The 16,417-nt window shown below is 59.8% G+C and carries 15 protein-coding genes; 2 read left to right on the top strand and 13 right to left on the bottom strand.

The window, feature by feature from the left end; translation table 11 throughout:
* Nucleotide 1: 1 nt before the first annotated feature.
* The 4 genes from hmgA to ACRWA7_RS19660 are packed head-to-tail and all read right to left on the bottom strand — an operon-like array spanning nt 2 to nt 4,217.
* A complete protein-coding gene (hmgA, locus tag ACRWA7_RS19645; protein ID WP_438395592.1) occupies nt 2-1,345 on the bottom strand; it encodes a homogentisate 1,2-dioxygenase in 1,344 nt (447 codons plus the stop codon).
* On the bottom strand, nt 1,342-1,557 hold the full coding sequence (locus ACRWA7_RS19650) for a DUF2783 domain-containing protein (protein WP_438395594.1): 216 nt from the start codon (nt 1,555-1,557) through the stop codon (nt 1,342-1,344). Before ACRWA7_RS19650 ends, hmgA begins: the two co-directional genes overlap by 4 nt.
* A 22-nt stretch (nt 1,558-1,579) precedes the next feature.
* Nucleotides 1,580-3,253 (bottom strand): FAD-dependent oxidoreductase, encoded by a 1,674-nt coding sequence (locus tag ACRWA7_RS19655; RefSeq protein ID WP_438395596.1) that lies wholly within the window; start codon nt 3,251-3,253, stop codon nt 1,580-1,582.
* Between the two features lie 7 nt (nt 3,254-3,260).
* Nucleotides 3,261-4,217, bottom strand: coding sequence for an MBL fold metallo-hydrolase (locus ACRWA7_RS19660; RefSeq protein ID WP_438395598.1), 957 nt, complete (start codon nt 4,215-4,217; stop codon nt 3,261-3,263).
* Nucleotides 4,218-4,403: 186 nt separating this feature from the next.
* On the opposite strand from ACRWA7_RS19660, the gene ACRWA7_RS19665 reads away from it, so the two are divergent.
* Nucleotides 4,404-5,228 carry an EAL domain-containing protein gene (locus tag ACRWA7_RS19665; protein WP_060857040.1) on the top strand — a complete coding sequence of 275 codons (825 nt, stop codon included), beginning with the start codon at nt 4,404-4,406 and terminating at the stop codon, nt 5,226-5,228.
* 550 nt (nt 5,229-5,778) lie between these two features.
* On the opposite strand, the gene ACRWA7_RS19670 is transcribed toward ACRWA7_RS19665, so the two are convergent.
* The 3 genes from ACRWA7_RS19670 to ACRWA7_RS19680 form a co-directional block, all read right to left on the bottom strand.
* Complete coding sequence (locus ACRWA7_RS19670) at nt 5,779-6,165, bottom strand: hypothetical protein (RefSeq protein ID WP_438395600.1); 387 nt, start codon at nt 6,163-6,165, stop codon at nt 5,779-5,781.
* Nucleotides 6,166-6,441: 276 nt separating this feature from the next.
* A complete protein-coding gene (locus tag ACRWA7_RS19675; protein WP_438395601.1) occupies nt 6,442-6,702 on the bottom strand; it encodes a hypothetical protein in 261 nt (86 codons plus the stop codon).
* The gene (locus ACRWA7_RS19680) at nt 6,702-7,598 is read right to left on the bottom strand and encodes a hypothetical protein (RefSeq protein WP_438395602.1); all 897 of its coding nucleotides are present in this window, start codon (nt 7,596-7,598) and stop codon (nt 6,702-6,704) included. Before ACRWA7_RS19680 ends, ACRWA7_RS19675 begins: the two co-directional genes overlap by 1 nt.
* Nucleotides 7,599-8,150: 552 nt before the next feature.
* Between ACRWA7_RS19680 and ACRWA7_RS19685 the strand changes: the two genes are divergently transcribed.
* Nucleotides 8,151-9,221 carry an IS30 family transposase gene (locus ACRWA7_RS19685; protein ID WP_438390622.1) on the top strand — a complete coding sequence of 357 codons (1,071 nt, stop codon included), beginning with the start codon at nt 8,151-8,153 and terminating at the stop codon, nt 9,219-9,221.
* A 146-nt stretch (nt 9,222-9,367) separates the two neighbouring features.
* Here the strand turns inward: ACRWA7_RS19685 and ACRWA7_RS19690 are convergent, their stop codons facing one another.
* From ACRWA7_RS19690 to ACRWA7_RS19715, 6 genes are all read right to left on the bottom strand, one after another.
* On the bottom strand, nt 9,368-9,790 hold the full coding sequence (locus ACRWA7_RS19690; protein WP_438395603.1) for a hypothetical protein: 423 nt from the start codon (nt 9,788-9,790) through the stop codon (nt 9,368-9,370).
* 98 nt (nt 9,791-9,888) lie between these two features.
* Complete coding sequence (locus ACRWA7_RS19695; protein ID WP_438395605.1) at nt 9,889-11,961, bottom strand: ABC transporter ATP-binding protein; 2,073 nt, start codon at nt 11,959-11,961, stop codon at nt 9,889-9,891.
* On the bottom strand, nt 11,958-12,821 hold the full coding sequence (locus tag ACRWA7_RS19700) for an ABC transporter permease (RefSeq protein WP_438395607.1): 864 nt from the start codon (nt 12,819-12,821) through the stop codon (nt 11,958-11,960). Before ACRWA7_RS19700 ends, ACRWA7_RS19695 begins: the two co-directional genes overlap by 4 nt.
* Complete coding sequence (locus tag ACRWA7_RS19705; RefSeq protein WP_060858987.1) at nt 12,818-13,840, bottom strand: ABC transporter permease; 1,023 nt, start codon at nt 13,838-13,840, stop codon at nt 12,818-12,820. Before ACRWA7_RS19705 ends, ACRWA7_RS19700 begins: the two co-directional genes overlap by 4 nt.
* A gap of 32 nt (nt 13,841-13,872) precedes the next feature.
* Nucleotides 13,873-15,549, bottom strand: a complete 1,677-nt coding sequence (locus tag ACRWA7_RS19710; RefSeq protein ID WP_438395609.1) for an ABC transporter substrate-binding protein — start codon at nt 15,547-15,549, stop codon at nt 13,873-13,875.
* Nucleotides 15,550-15,809: 260 nt separating this feature from the next.
* Complete coding sequence (locus ACRWA7_RS19715) at nt 15,810-16,304, bottom strand: cupin domain-containing protein (protein ID WP_060859010.1); 495 nt, start codon at nt 16,302-16,304, stop codon at nt 15,810-15,812.
* Nucleotides 16,305-16,417: the final 113 nt, after the last annotated feature.

Here is a 16,417-nt window from a genome sequence, read left to right on the forward strand (position 1 = left end):
CCTACGGCTGCTCCGGATTGAAATTCCTGGCGAGTCCCTGCCAGCATTCGTAGTAATGCGCCTGCAATTGCGCGGTTTCAAGCGCGAAGCGCGTTGGCTTGATCAGCGTGCGTGTTTCGAACATGAACGCCATTGTGTCGCCCACTTTCACGGGCTTCGATGTATCCGCGTTCGACGCCTTCTCGAACGTGCCCGCATCGGGCCCATGTCCCGACATGCAGTTGTGCAGGCTCGATCCACCGGGCATGAAACCTTCTGACTTCGCGTCGTACACGCCGTGGACGAGGCCCATGAATTCGCTCGCCACATTGCGATGAAACCACGGCGGCCGGAATGTGTTCTCACTTGCCAGCCAGCGCGGCGGAAAAATCACGAAGTCGATTGCGTCCACGCCTGGCGTCTCCGTCTGCGATTGCAGCACGAGAAAGATCGACGGATCGGGATGATCGAAGCTGATCGAGCCGATGGTATTAAACAGGCGCAAATCATATTTGTACGGCGCGTAGTTGCCGTGCCACGCGACTACATCGAGCGGTGAATGGTCAATGTCCGCGCGCCACAATACGCCGTTCATCTTCGCGACGAGTTCGAATGTGCCCTCGCGATCTTCATACGATGCATGCGGCGTAAGGAAATCGCGCGGGTTCGCGAGACCGTTCGATCCGATTGGACCCAGATCAGGCAAGCGCAGCAACGCGCCGAAGTTCTCGCAGATATAACCGCGCGCGCTGTTATCGGGAAGCGTGACGGAAAAACGCACGCCGCGCGGAATGACCGCGATCTCAAACGGCTCTATATCGAGCCGCCCAAGTTCCGTTGCTATGGACAAGCGCCCGTCTTGCGGCACGATCAGCAACTCGCCATCGGCGTTATAAAAGAAGCGATCCTGCATCGGCCTGTTCGCGGCGTACAGATGGATCGCACAGCCTTGCATGGACTCGGCGGCGCCATTGCCGGCCATTGTCACCCAGCCATCGATAAAATCAGTCGGTGCCTGAGGCATGGGCAACGGGTCCCATCGAAGCTGATTGGGCGGCGTTGGCGGCACGTCGGCAAAGTTCGCGACCAGCCGGGTCTGCCCTTCGATTTGCGTGAACGGCTGATGCACGGCAGCCGGCCGTATCCGATACAACCACGAGCGCCGGTTATGCCCGCGCGGCGCGGTGAACGCCGTGCCCGAAAGCTGCTCGGCGTACAAACCGTAGTTCACGCGCTGCGGCGAATTGCGTCCGAGCGGCAATGCGCCGGGCAGGGCCTCGGTCGCGAAGTCGGCGGCGAAGCCCGATTGATAATGGCGGCTTGCATCGGTATGGCTAGTAAAAACGCCGGACGATTCTGGTTTCATGGACTTGTCCCTTCACGTTCTTGCGCGACGTCGCGGCGTGCGATCGACATCGCTTCGCGCAGCACGTTCATGTCGCCAATGTGGTTTGCAAGCAGCAGGATGAGCTTTGCGTTGACGAGCTGGCTTTCGTCGTCGCCAAGATCGCGATGCATATCGATCAGTGCTTCATAGAAGGCGTCGGGATCGGCTAGACGCAGGTTGGTGTCAAGCATGGCATGGCTCAATGATCATTCATTATGCGGGCTGCGTTTCAGCCACGGCGCATGTGGCGCGCGCGAATGCATTGCGCACGGCTCGGGGTTCTAGGCAGCGCGCGCGCATGGCAATGTGCTGGTCCGGGCGCAGAAGATAGAACGTGCCGGGACGTGCATCGAAACGTTGAGCAAGCAAACCCTTGATGTCTTCGATTACCTCAATCTCCTCTCGCGCCTTGACCAACGAACCCGCCGGCACGATCAAAACCAGCTTTATTCCAGGGTCCAAATCGCGCAGCGCGGCGAGCGCGTCCGACGATTCGCCAAACAGCAAACCCACAAACGATGATCCGATGTGCCGCAAAAACCAATCGTCGCGGCCGTTGAAACGTATGGGCGCGTCGGCGGCGACCGCGCCGGGCAAAAGCGAACATTCGAAACTATCGCAATCCGGTGTGCTGAGCGGGGAGTCGTGCAACACGGAAGCCGTCGACAAGCGCCCGCTGTTCACCATCCGCCGCGCGAACGCGCAGTCCTTCGCGAGGCGCAAGACGGCGTCGCGAAACACACGCGATACGTCGCTCTTGGGCGTGATGAAATCGGTCGAACGTGTGGAGTGGCGGATGTTTTCATCGGCGGCGGCTTCGCGTTCGGTGGCATACGTGTCCAGCAATGTATCGGGCGCGAGACCGTCGATCACCCACTTCAGTTTCCATACGAGATTGTCCGTGTCCTGCACGCCGCTGTTCGCGCCACGCGCGCCAAAGGGCGACACGCCATGCGCGGAATCGCCCGCGAACAGCACGCGGCCGTGGCGAAACGTGTCCATGCGCTGGCATCGGAACGTGTAGATGCTCACCCATTCGAGCTCGAACTCGACGTCGGGTCCAAGCAGCGCACGCACGCGCGGAATCACGCGTGCGTGCGCCTTTTCCGCGATGGGATCGGCGTCCCAGCCCAACTGGAAATCGATACGCCAGACGTTGTCAGGCTGCCGATGCAAAAGCACCGACTGATTCGGATGAAACGGCGGATCGAACCAGAACCAGCGCTCGCTCGGGAAGGCGGCTTTCATGCGGACATCCGCGATCAGGAAGCGATCCTTGAACGTGCGGCCGTGAGTATCGAGATGCATCAGCGCGCGCACGGGACTTCGTGCGCCATCCGCGGCAACGACGTAGCGTGCATGCAGCGTGTAAGGGCCATCGGGTGTATCGACCTGCAGCGTCACGCAATCTTTTGACTGCGTGATATCCGTCACCTTGTTCTGCCAGCGTGCATCGAGCGAGGGCAACTCTCGAGCACGACCGGCCAGATATGCTTCGACGTAATACTGCTGCAGGTTGATGAATGCCGGCCGTTCGTGATCCGCTTCGGGCAACAGGTCGAACGTGTAGAGCAGATCGTTTTGCAGGAACACCTTGCCCACATTCCAGCTCACGCCTTTCGCCACCATGGCATCGCCGCAACCAAGACGATCGAAAATTTCCAGCGTGCGTTTTGCAAAGCAGATGGCGCGCGATCCCGGCGACAACGCGTGGTCATCGTCAAGCAGCACGACCGGCGTGCCCTGCTGCGCCAGATCGATAGCCGTTGCCAGACCCACCGGTCCCGCGCCGATCACGGCAACCGGATGCAGCGGCGGATCGCCGTCCTGATCCGCCGAGCGCCGATATTCGAAGTTTGGCGTCTGAAAGTCGAGATCGAAAGCCATGGTCGTTTCAGCTTTCGAGCGTTTGCCACATTTCCTTGTCGCGTTGCGCGGTCCAGATGCGCGGATCGCGATACTGGGTGGCTTCGTCGAAGGCGCGGGTGACATCGAATGGCATGCAGTGATCGAAGATGACCCAGTCGCCGAACTTCGGCTTGAGCGCCGCGTACGTCAGCTTGTAGATCTCGTTCAGATTCTTGCCGGCCGCCGCACCGAGTTTCACCTGATTAAACAGTTCGCTCACGAACGCCCGCGTCCCGGCAATGCCGTCCGCCACTTGCTGCGGCGTCTTGAGCGCCGCGCCGCGACCCGGCACGAGCTTCTCCGGGTTGAACGCGGCGAGCGCATCGAGCGTGGCCGGCCAGTCCTGGTAATACGCGTCGCCGCAATATGGCGTTGCGCCGTATTCCACCAGATCGCCCGAGAGCATCACTTTCTCCTGGGGCAGCCAGAGCACCGTATCGCCCTTCGTGTGTCCGCGGCCGAGTTGCATGATCTTCACTTCGAGCTTGCCCATCCAGAGCGTCATTTCGCCCTTGAACGTAAGCGTCGGCCAGGTTAGGCCGGGCACCGACTCCACCGCGTTGAACAGGCGCGGAAACCGTTCGATCTCGCTTTTCATGTCCTGCTCGCCGCGCTCGACGATCAGGTCGTACGTGTCCTCGCTCGCGATGATTTCCTGCGCGCCGTACGCCGATGCGCCCAGCACGCGCACCGCGTGATAGTGGGTGAGCAGGATGTATTTGATGGGTTTGTCGGTGACTTCGCGGATCCGGCGAATCACATCCTGCGCCATGACGGGCGTGGCTTGCGTATCTGCGACGAGCACGCCGTTGTCGCCAATGATGATGCCCGTGTTCGGATCGCCTTCGGCCGTATATGCATACGCGTGTTCTGAAAGCCGTTCGAACGTGACCTTCTTTTCGGCCAGATCGGCTTGGGACGCGAATTTCTTTTCAGCCGCCATGCGAGTCTCCTGATCGGTCGTGATTGATTACGCATGGTAAAACTAATTACGATACGTAAAACTATTGTTAACCCTAGGCATGTAGTCGCGCATTGATACCGATGCATATCGATATGTGGATTTTGTGCAAAGCGTCATGCGTGGCGCTGCTACCATCGACGCTACATTGCAAAAGAGCCTCACCTGATGACTGCGCCGACTGTTCAGCAACTTGTATTGCGCGCCTCGGACTATCCGTTTCCGGGCGCGCGCATTGTCATGGGCGAGGGCGCGCGTGCGGAATCCGCGATTGCGTTCTACGATGGTTTCGCGCTGGCGAGCGCCTACGAGCCTATTTTCGATATCAGCACACGAGGCTTGCCGCAGTCGCTGACGGCATCGGTTGAAAGTGCGGAGCGTTTCGGCGATGAATTAGGTTTCCAGGCGTTGACGCTTACCGCCAGTGGTGCGCCGTTCGATCCATTCGCGCAGCTCGACGATGACCCGCGGCTGGTTGCGCTCGATCGTCTTTCACGTGCGTTGCACGCGTTCAATTTTTTTGGCGCGCAGCGGCCTGGCTTGTTGTTCTTGCGTGTTCATGAGCGCTTGCTGAAGAGTGTGAAGTACGACCATGGCAAGCACTTCTCTTCGGTGTTGATCGAGTTCGGATTGAATCCGGCGCGTGTTGTGATTGAGTTGCCGTCGGCGGCGGTTGCGCATCGGACGTTTCTTGGGTATCTCGTCAAGAGTTACCAGAAGTATGGGTTCAAGGTCGCGGGGAATCTGGCGAATGCGGGGCAGATCATGGCGGTGTCGGATATGGCGCGGCTTGATTTCATCAAGATGGATGCGGGGGCCGCGTTGAGGGATTCTGTTGTTAAACCGCTGGTCGGGTATGCGCACCGGTTGAGGATTCCGTTGATCTTCAGCAACGTGGCGGACGAGGCGCAGTTCGATGCGCTTCAGCAATTCGATGTGAATTTTGTGCAAGGGCCAGCGTTTGAAATTCACGAGGAGGGGCGCTGGGGGTAGGGGGTGGGGGTCCTGCTTTTAAGGTGCGTCCGCTATCACATGAGCCGGACGCTTTACTACACGCTGCAAAAAACCGGTAAAGGGCTGGTCGAACTGCGCGCCGGTGTGCGCAAAGGTTCATAACCCGGCGCGCGGCGGAAGAATGGAACGGCGAAACGAGAAGCGAGCCGCGAACGATGATTCAAATAGCGCCTGTAACGCCGCATAGCCTCACCATGCCGCTGCGAACGGTTAAAGGTCCGAACGCAGGCCTATGTCAATCGCCTGGCGGCACGTCTCGCGCATCCGTGTGTTTTGTCACGGTAATTAGCGGTGTAAGCACCGGTTGTGACGCTGCCAGAAGGAGAAACACTAAACCGCCGATGCTCCGGGCTACTTCGTCATCAAGCTTGAAGCTCGAATCGGCGAGCGGCCACGGATTAACAAGCGCTTGACTCATAAGAGGGTCCGACGACGTGCGTGGGACCGTGCATATATTGAAGCTCTGATTGTCTTCGTCAAACGTGATTAACACGGCTCTCGGCTTTCGCGTGGTCAAAATATTCCCCCTTTACGTGCCAGACAGCGGGTCGTCTTTTGATTCGGGGTCTTCCGATACCGTAATAAGCGGGCTCAGCCGGTGTTGGCGAGTAGCCAACAACTTGAACGCGACGCCGCCAATTAGTCGCGCGAATTCATCATCAAGCTTGAAATCAATATCTTGAAGCGGCCAATCTATAACAAGAGCCGACTTCATCATTTCTAAAACTGCCGCGCGATCAACCGTGCAAGTCGTAATTTTCTGCCCCTCTTCGTCGTAAGCAATCAGTACGCAAACCGCACTCTTATCACCCATCACATAATCCCCTTTCCGGTTACACAGCGTGCCAAGCGCTGTGTGGCTCGATCCGAGCACATACCCCATGACGATTTTTGCATCGAGCGGTAAGCGCTGCACTGGATCATATCCAGGTCATATCGCGCCATGCATTCGGATTCCTCTGCGGGGTCAGGAAAAACCCCTGCAACGGTATCGCTAACCGTAGATACGGCACTCTTTTCATACTCGAACGGCGCGGCGTCGCCTAGCGGCGTGCTGCCCGAGCCAATTTCTGAAACTTCGCCCGAGTCGAAAACATCGTCATCGCGCAAAGGCAGCGAAGATGCGACCATAGACGCCGCCGAAGCGAGCGCAGCAAGTGCGTCGCGCTTCGCCCACGCTGGCGATACAGCGTCAGTCTTCGGCCTGCGTGACCTTGATAAACGGTTTCAAGTCAGGATTAGACAAAGCAAGTAGATTAAGTGTTGCTCCGCCGAACTGGCGGGCGAATTCGTCATCTAGGATATTGTTATAGTCCGCGACAGGCAGTTCCAACGGAAACTGACGTTTCGTAACGGCGAGCACCTTTGCAACGTCCAGGGTATAGGAAACAAGTGTCTGTTTTTCCTCTGACCACAGAATTACCACGCACCGCTTTTCTGTAAAGTTAGCCATCAATATCCCCTGCATTGCTGGTATTTCATAAACGCCCGTTGTGAGCACGTATCCATGAAGCGTTGCCCGCCCATGGCACTTCTATAGGCCGAGCATTCGTCCATATCGCGTTCATACTCTGCAAAACATTCCGCTTCATGCGATTCACTCACGCCGCGCGCCGCAATCGACATTACATCACTGCCGGTCGTGCTTTTGCCATACTCGAACGGCGCGGCGTCGCCTAGCGGCGTGCTGCCTGTTCCAATCTCCGACACTTCGCCCAAGTCAAAAACATCGTCATCGCGCGACGGCAACGATGATGCGACCATAGACGCCGCCGAAGCGAGCGCAGCAAGTGCGTCACGCTTCGCCCACGCGGCCAGATTGCGTTCCCCTGCCTCGGTGACGGATTCGATATGCCGGTACGGTTTTAGCGCGTTCGCTTCGCGCCTGATACGGTCATCGATCGCCTTGTTATACGCCTTCAGGTCATCGGAGTACGCTTTCGAACGCGCCATGTAAGCGCGTCCGCGTGCGTCCTGGTCGCGTTTATACGCGGCATAGTCGAACTCGCGCTTTGGAACAAAGCCATCATGCGCGATGTATTCTGGCTTGGCGCGCACGATCACAACCGCTTCGTTTCGCACTTCCCAACAAAGCGCCTTGATGATGTCGCCGGGGCGATCACCGTAGGGACTGGCCCGGTAGGAGGGAATCGACTCGACAAGAAACTTTTGAACGCGTGCAACCAGTTCTGGCTGGCTCGCCCAATGCTCGAAATTGGCGGCTTTGAACAGCGCTTTACCGGCTTCAAGCGCTTTCGTTTGTTCTGGGGTCCTGCCATTCGGCGCGTAGTCCCATTTCTTATAAAGCAAGAATCGATGGCCCTCGTATCTCATGAGTTCCGTTGTCATTCTCGTTATTTTCGTTGTTGCGACAGCCGCTACGCTAACGTACTTTTCAGCGCGCCCATCTCATAAAAGAGCGCGCGGCTTGATGGTCAGGACTTCAGGTTTTGGAGTAGTGCGCGGATATCGCTGACGCGCCAAAAGCTCGGCTTATGCGAGACACGCACGCCAGCGGGAAAAATCCCTTTTCTCGCGCCGCGCTCCTACGTCCAAACCGAGACCGGAATTAACGCCGACACCTGAGTAACGCTCAGCAACTGATTGGAAGGCAGGCATTCGCACCCATTTGCGTGCAAGCACGCAAATGGGTGTTTGGCCGAACTGGTTCCGTTGGGTTGTGTGCTTGCCCGAGAGCGCTGGTGGCGAAGCGTGTGGATGTAGGGATACGGAGGGGGAGGGTTTCAAGTGTTGGTGGTTATGGCGGCAACGGTTCTTTTGAAGTCCCAAGCAGATTTAATTGCACGCTCGGGCTACTTAAGAATTGGCGGTTGGAAGGCGTTTTCTTTGCTTGGCGCTTTCAAGGTACAAGTGCAACACCTTTGAAATAGGATATGTTGCATGGGACAAAGCTATGAACATCTCAGCGCTGAGGAGCGTGGCTCAATATTTGCCATGAAACTTGCCAACGAAAGCACGCGCGCGATCGCGCGTGCGCTCCGACGTTCGCCAAGTACGATCAGCCGCGAACTCAAGCGCAATGGCTGGAAGTCCGATGAAGAGCGCGGCGACAGAGGACGGCCTGCGATCGCGGGCGCTTACTGCGCGATCCGTGCTGGTCGACGCGCGGGACGGCTTCGCCGCAAACCGCGTTACGAGCGCAAACTGCACGTTGACGGCGCGTTGTGGCCCGAAGTGCGGCAGTATCTGCAAAAGTGTCACTCACCCGAGCAGATCTCAGCCGCACTCAAACTTGCCCACCCTGATGAGCCTGCTTTGAACGCTTCGCATGAAACCATTTACCGAGCCATTTACGCCGCGCCCCGAGGCGAGTTGCGCCGGGAACTCGTCAGCCTGTTGCGACAGGGACGTGGCGCACGCAGGCCGCGCACGCGAGGACAGGACCGGCGCGGCAAGCTCTCCGACATGCTCAGTATTCACGTACGCCCTCCCGAAGCCAACGACCGGCTCATCCCGGGTCACTGGGAAGGAGATCTGATCAAAGGCCTGGCTAACCGTTCGGCAGTGGGTACGCTGGTGGATCGCAGCACGTTGTTTGTGATGCTGGTCAAGATCGATGGCAGTACGGCGCAGGCAGCGCTGGAAGCCTACAGTGCCGCGTTCGCGCCGCTCGATCAGGGACTGCGTCAAACCCTGACCTACGACCAGGGCAAAGAAATGGCGTTACACAAAAAGCTGGCTGAGGCGACGGGCATCAAGATCTACTTCTGCGATCCACACAGTCCGTGGCAACGCGGCATCTGTGAAAACATCAATGGGCTGCTTCGCCAGTTTCTACCCAAGGCGACCGATCTATCGGTATTCTCGCAGCGACAACTCGATGCGATCGCGCTGAACATGAACACCCGCCCTCGAAAGACGCTCCAGTGGCGCACGCCTGGTGAGGTCTTTATTGAAAACTGCGCCAAGCACGGCATTGTCATTGACCCCGCTGTTGCACTTGGAGTGTGAAAGCGCCCTTCGTTTCTTTTTCGCCGTTGGAAAAAGAAACGAAGTCCCGCCACGGACAGTGGCTAACAGTGCTAAAAAGGAACAACGAACAGGGAACGCGCGAAGCCCCAAAAAGTAGCCCCCCCTCAACCCCCAAAAACTACGGCCTACATACAAGCATGGTGCGAATGCACCGACCCCAGCACTGCCACCTCAGCAGGAGTCCGCCTCAACGCTGCTTCATCGACCTGTTTCGCGTCGGCGATAAACTCATCCACCAGCGTAGAAACCGGCGTCCCGCTCAAGCACAACGACACGTTCTGCGTCTCGTTAGGATTCAACTGCGACCGCTGCCCAAGAAACAGCACCCCATACTGATACCCCCGCACAATCCCGCGCACCGCGCCGACGCATTGCCCTTGCGCGACGTTATCGCCCTTCTGCGAGCATTCCTGAACGAGGGTAAAAGCCGAAAAACTAGGATCGACCGAAGGTGTCTGCGGCGTGCTCTGCTGCGCCTGGACGCCGGACACAGCCCCGAACGTGGTAGCCATTGCAACCGTGAAGGCCGCGCAAATGTTCCGTTTCATGTTGTATCCCTCGTGTCGAACGTTGAAGTCAATATGAGGGAATGAGCGCCGTTTGGTTCCATCCCGTTCCATCCGGTTCAACAGGCGCCGTTCCCGGCTCACTCGACTTTCTGCAACTGCCTCAACTCTTCCAGCGGAATATGACAGCGGATCCTGTGCCCGCTGCCGGCATCCACATACGGCGGCTCCTGCTGCTCGCAAATCACGCCAATCCTGCGCGGACAACGCGTATGAAACACGCAGCCGGAAGGCGGATTCGCCGCGCTCGGCAACTCGCCCGACAAACGGATCCGCTCGCGCGCTACGCCCGTTCCCCCAAGCGCCGGCACCGACGACAACAGCGCCTCCGTATAAGGATGATGCGGCCCATCGAAGACATCCGCCGCGCGGCCGATTTCCATCAGCCGTCCAAGATAGAGCACCGCAATGCGATCCGATAAATACCGCACCACATGCAGATCATGCGAGATGAAAACGTAGCTGACGCCGCGTTCGCGCTGTAAATCGGCGAGCAGATTCAGGATCGCGGCCTGTACGGAGACATCGAGCGCGGAAGTGGGCTCGTCGCACACGACCACGCGCGGATCGCCCGCAAACGCCCGCGCAATCGCAACGCGCTGCTTCAACCCGCCCGACAGCTGCCGCGTACGCGAACTCAGATATCGTTCGGGCAAACGCACGGCGGCGGTCAGCGATTGCAAACGCGCTTCCTTCGCGGCGCCGCGCAATGCGCCAAGTTTCGACAGTGACCGCGCGATCAAACGCCGCACCGAATGCGCCCGGTTCAAAGCCGAGTCCGGATTCTGGAACACGATCTGCAGCGACTTCACCTGCTCGTCGTTGCGGCTGGTCACGCGCGCGGGGAGCGGCGCGCCATCGAGTTCGATCGAACCGCCGGCGTCGGGAGAAAGAAGACCCAGCAGCAGCTTCGCGAGCGTCGTTTTCCCGCTTCCCGATTCACCCACGAGCCCGAGTGTCTCGCCGAGCGCAAGTTCCATCGATACATCGTGTACGGCGCGTATGGACTCCCCGCCGACATGAAACGTCTTCGACAAACCCACCGCCCGCAACGCGATCATCGTTTCATCGTGACTCGCGTGCGCGTCCGGTGCTTCGGGCGTCGCGCGCGGCAATCCGGCCGCACGCTCGTGATAGTGGCAGCGCGACATCTGATCGCCATGCGCCGCAGCCACCCTGTAAGGCGGCGGCGCTTCACGCAGGCAGCGGTCATCGGCGAGCTTGCAGCGCTGCGCATAGATACACCCCTGCGTCACGGTTCCCGGCAGCGGCAGCGACCCGGGAATGGTGTCGAGCCGCCCCGTGTCCTTGCTGCGCCCCGCGGCCGGAAGGCAACGCAACAGCCCGACCGTGTACGGATGCCGCGGCTTCGCGAAGACATCGCGCGTCGCGCCTTCCTCGACCAGCTTCCCCGCGTACAACACGCCCACGCGATCGCACATGCGCCCGATCACCGCCAGGTTGTGGCTGATGAAAAGCACCGCCGTGCCAAGCTCCTCGCGCAGTTGCGCAATCAGGTCGAGCACTTCGGCTTCGACAGTGGCATCCAGCCCGGTCGTGGGTTCATCGAGGATCAGCAGTTCCGGATTGCACGCGAGCGCCATCGCGATCACCACGCGCTGCTGCATGCCGCCCGACAATTGATGCGGATAACTTTCCATGACCCGCTCGGGCGACGAAATGCGCACACGCCGCAAGATATCGATAGTGCGTTCCATCGCTTCGCTCACCGACGATCCCGCCAGCTCGAACGCCTCCGACACTTGCCGCGCAATCGTGAGCGATGGATTCAACGCGCGGCCCGGGTCCTGGTACACCATGGACACCGCGTTGGCGCGCATGTGCCGCAAAGCGTCGGCGTTCATCGACACAATGTCGTGGCCGGAGATAGAAATCCGGCCCGCCTTCACGCGGCCGTTGCGTGGCAGATAGCGCAGGATGGCGAGGGCGGCCGTGGACTTCCCGCAGCCAGATTCGCCCACGAGTCCATACGCCTCGCCGCGCTTCACTCTCAGCGAAATGTCTTGCAGGACCTCGCGGTCGCGCCCGCGTGTGCGGTACGCGACGCTCAGGCCGACGATGGTCAGCGCATCGGTTTCGGCGCTCTTCGAACCATCGAAGATGGGGAAGGCTGAGGGCGGCGGGCCGTTCATCGGTCGAGCACTCCCTGAATGCCATCGGCGACGAGATTCACGCCGACGACAAGAGAGGCGATCGCGGCGGCGTCGAACACGACTGTCCACCACGCGCCGCCGGCCATCAGCGTGTAGCACTCGGAGAGCGCCAGTCCCCAATCCGCCGATGGCGGCTGAATCCCGAAGCCAAGGAACGACAGCGTCGCGACCGAGAAAATTGCGTAGCCGAGCCGCACGGTCGTCTCCACGATGATCGGCTGCAACACATTCGGCAGGATTTCCGCGAACATGATGTAGAACGCGTTTTCACCGCGAAGCTGGGCGGCCAGCACGTAGTCGAGATTGCGTTCGGCGAACACGGCGGCGCGCACGGTGCGGGCGGTGATCGGCGTGAAGGTGATGCCGATCACGAGAATCACGGTCAAGTTGCTTGCGCCCACGGCGGCGAGCGCGAGAAGGGCGACGATCACGAGCGGCAGCGCCAGCACCGCATCTATCAGGCGGCCGACCACGTTGTCCACCCAGCCATCGAAATATCCGACGATCAAGCCCACCGCCGTTCCCGCCACGGTGCCGAGCAACGTGGCCAAGGGCGCGATGGTCAGGATGTCACGCGCGCCGACGATCACGCGCGCGAAAACATCGCGGCCGAGTTGATCGGTGCCGAACCAGTGCGTGCTGTCGGGAGGCGTGAGGGAGTTCAGCGGATCGGACGCGTAAGGGTCTTGCGGCACGACCCAGTGGCCGCCGATTGCACACGCGGCCCAGAACAGCAGGATCAGCGCGCCGACCAGAAACGTGGGCGAGCGCAGCAGCGCCCTGGTGCGCTCGTATCGTGGCGCTTTATAGGGCGCCGGGGCGGCGGTCGTGGTGCTCATTGCGCGTTCCTCACCCGCAAGCGCGGATTGAGCACGACATACAAGGCGTCCGCGATCAGATTGGCCGCCGTATAAATCACGCCGATGGTCAGCACACCGGCTTCGAGCATCGGAAAATCCTTGCCTTTCGCGGCGTTGTAGATCAGCGAACCAATACCCTGGTAATGAAACAAGGTTTCCACGACCACGAGGCCGCCGATCATGTACCCAAGCTGCGTCGCTGCGACGGTGACGGTCGGCAGCAGCGCATTGCGCAGCACGTGCCGCATGATCACGACACGGCGCGGCAAGCCTTTGAGTATGGCCGTGCGGGTGTAGTCGGCATCGAGTGCTTCCACGGTCCCGGCGCGCGCCATCCGCGCAATGTAACCAAAGAACACGAGCACGAGCGGCAGCACCGGCAGGATCAGGTGCTTCAACTGGACCAGCACGTTCGAACCAGGCGGATACGTCGCTTCAATCGGCAGCCATTGCAGCCAGATACCGAAAATCAAAATCAGCACGATGGACGAAACGAACTCGGGCACGACCGTCGCCGACAGCCCCGTGATGCTGATCGTCCTGTCGATCCACCGGCCTTCGTGCAGCGCCGCGTACACGCCGCCGGCAATCCCGAGCGGTACCACGACAATAAACGCCAGCGCGCCCAGCTTTGCCGAATTGAGCAGCGCGGCGCCAATAAACGGCGCAACCGGCGCACGATACGAATAGGACTCGCCCATGTCGCCACGCAGGAAATGCCCGATCCACCCGGCGTATTGCGTGAGCAACGGCCGGTCGACGCCCAGTTGATGATTGAGCGCGGCGACAGCGCGCGCGTCGGCAAGCGGACCGAGGATTGCACGGCCCACGTCGCCGGGAAGCAACTGGCCGCCAGCGAACACGATTGCCGACAGCAGCCACAGCGTAATGGCCGCCAGAAACAGCCGCACGCCAATGAACCGCGCAATGCGCCACGCGCTGCCCGCATCCGGACGCGGCGCAGCTTTTGAAGCGACGAGAGGAGAAACCGTGTTCATGTATCGGAGCGTCCTGGGTTTCCCGGCTGCAGCTACGCGCCGATGGTCGCGCGTTCGAAATACAACTGCGAAATGGCGTTGAAGCGCACGCCCTTCACGTTTGCGCGCGTGACAATCAACTGGTCGTAGAAATAGGGAATCACGATCGGGGTTTCATCGAGAAGGAGGTTCTGGATTTGCCCGGACAGCTTTTTCTGCGACGCCACGTCGAGCGCCGCCACGAAATCCGCGACCAGCTTGTCGTATTGCGGGTTCTTGAAATGCGCTGCGTTCCAGGTGCCTTCGCTCGTCAGCGGCGCGTTCAGGAACACATTCGGCACGCCGCGATGCCCGTAATCCGTAATGCCGAGCGGCGAATCCAGCCAGTCCGACTTGCCGAAGGTGCCCGCGCCGTAATACAGCTCCTGACTTTCCACTTTCAATGTGATGCGAATGCCAATTGCCTTCGCCGCGTTCTGGATCACCACCGCGAGGTCGGGAATCTCCATGTACTTTTCAGTGGTGAGCGTGACATCGAAACCATTCGGCACACCCGCCGCCGCGAGCAATTGCTTGGCTTTGGCAATGTCGAGCTTGCGCTGCGGCACGCTCAGATCGCTCGATGGAAACACCGGCGAGAACGGGCTGTCGTTGCCCAGCGCCGCGTGCCCCTTGAACAGGCCCTTCACGATCACCTCGCGGTTCACCGCGAGCGCCAGCGCCTGACGCACGCGCTTGTCCTTGAACGGACCGGTATCGGTGCGCATGTGCATCTGCCTGTGCGCGCTCGATTTCACGCCAAGCACCTTGAATTCGGGATTGGTCATCATGCTCAGGCCGCCCTGGACGGTGAAATCGCCCATCATGTCGGCCTGACGTCCTTGCAACGCCAGCAATTCCGATTGTTCGTCGGCGTAGAAGGAAAACTTGATGCGTTCCGGCAGCGCTTTCTCGCCCCAGTAATCGGGATTCCGTACGAACGACGCACCCACCTTCGGCGTGTACGACTCGAACTTGAACGGACCCGTGCCCGGGAACGACTTCTCGTACGTGCCGCTGAAATTCGCCGGGAGGATCACGGCGTTGTAAGTATCCGATGAAACGTAGTACGGGAAATTCCCGTTCGGCGCATCGAGATGAAACTCGACCGTCATGTCGTCAATCACCTTGACCGCGCCTTTCGACAATACGCCTTTCAGCACCGACAATGCAGCGGACCCGCTCGCCGGATCGGCCAGCCGGTTGAACGTCGCGGCCACGTCCTTGGCGGTCATCGACTGGCCGTCGTGGAACTTCACGTTCGGGCGCAGCTTGAACGTCCAGACGTCGCCCTTCGCGTTGGGCTTCCAGGAAAGTGCCAGGGAGGGGCGCAGGACAAGCGCCTGACCATCGTCGTCTATAAGGAATTCACCCGTCTGATTAATCAGCGCAAGTCCGGCCGGATCGGTCACGGTCAGCGGATCGACCTGGCCCGAGGGCGTCAGATGCGCCACGCGGATCGTCGCGCCGGGCTTGCCCGCAGGCGCTTGAGCACGGGCGGAAGGCATGCCGAGCAACCCGCCCGCCGCCATGGATAATCCCAGCAGGCTAGCGTGCCTCAGCAACTCGCGCCGGGAAAGCCGGCCGGCCTTGAATTCGTCGATAGCGTGGTTTCCCAGTTCTCCCGTTGAGGCGCGCGCTTGTTCGAGCGCGGAGTCAAAGGGAGAAAACGAGGTCGCGGATTTCTTCATCGGGCTGTCCGGTTCGGGGTTCGGTTGTTGTTCTTGACTCGACGACACTGTTCACCGGCGCGATCAGATCCGGCGTTCAGGTGACAGTCTGATGCACATTCAGTTTAGCGGAGCAAATCGCGTTCCGAATCCCGCTGCGCATTTTGCAACGTAATTTTGTGGCGTAAATTTGCCGTCGGTCATTCGTTCGCGCGGCGTTGGCGATGCCGCAACGGAAAAGCTTGCGGGGAATCGTGCTAAGGCAGTAGGAATGCCCGCGCTCAATGCTGATGCGGATGTTTATGAATCGGATCGACCCAAAACACTTCTTCGGGCTGTTCGACCGCGTCGATGTTCAAATTGACCACCACCGCCTCGTTGTCGCTGCGCACGAGGACGCATTCAAGCGGCTCATCGGTTCGCGCGTTGATTTCCTGATGCGGCACGTACGGCGGCACGAAAATGAAATCCCCGGGGCCGGCTTCCGCCGTAAATTCCAGATGATTGCCCCATTTCATGCGTGCCTGCCCACGCACCACATAGATCACGCTTTCAAGCGCGCCATGGTGATGCGCGCCGGTCTTGGCGTTCGGATGGATGGTGACCGTGCCCGCCCAGATCTTCTGCGCGCCGACGCGCGCTGCATTGATCGCCGCCGCGCGGTTCATGCCGGGCGTTTGCGCGGTGTTGGTATCGAGTTGATCGCCCTTGATGACCTTGACGCCGTGCTCGCGCCAGTCGGTATGTTCATGGTCGTGCTGATGATCGTCGCTCATTTTCTTTTCCCGGCTCGCCGATGGATAAACGATGGATAAACACATGAACAAAAAGTCCGCTGCCACCGGCAGGCAACAGCGGACTTCATTGCAACGGGCAAACCTCGAGCGTC

Source organism: Caballeronia sp. DA-9 (assembly GCF_051615025.1).
Classification (GTDB): domain Bacteria; phylum Pseudomonadota; class Gammaproteobacteria; order Burkholderiales; family Burkholderiaceae; genus Caballeronia; species Caballeronia sordidicola.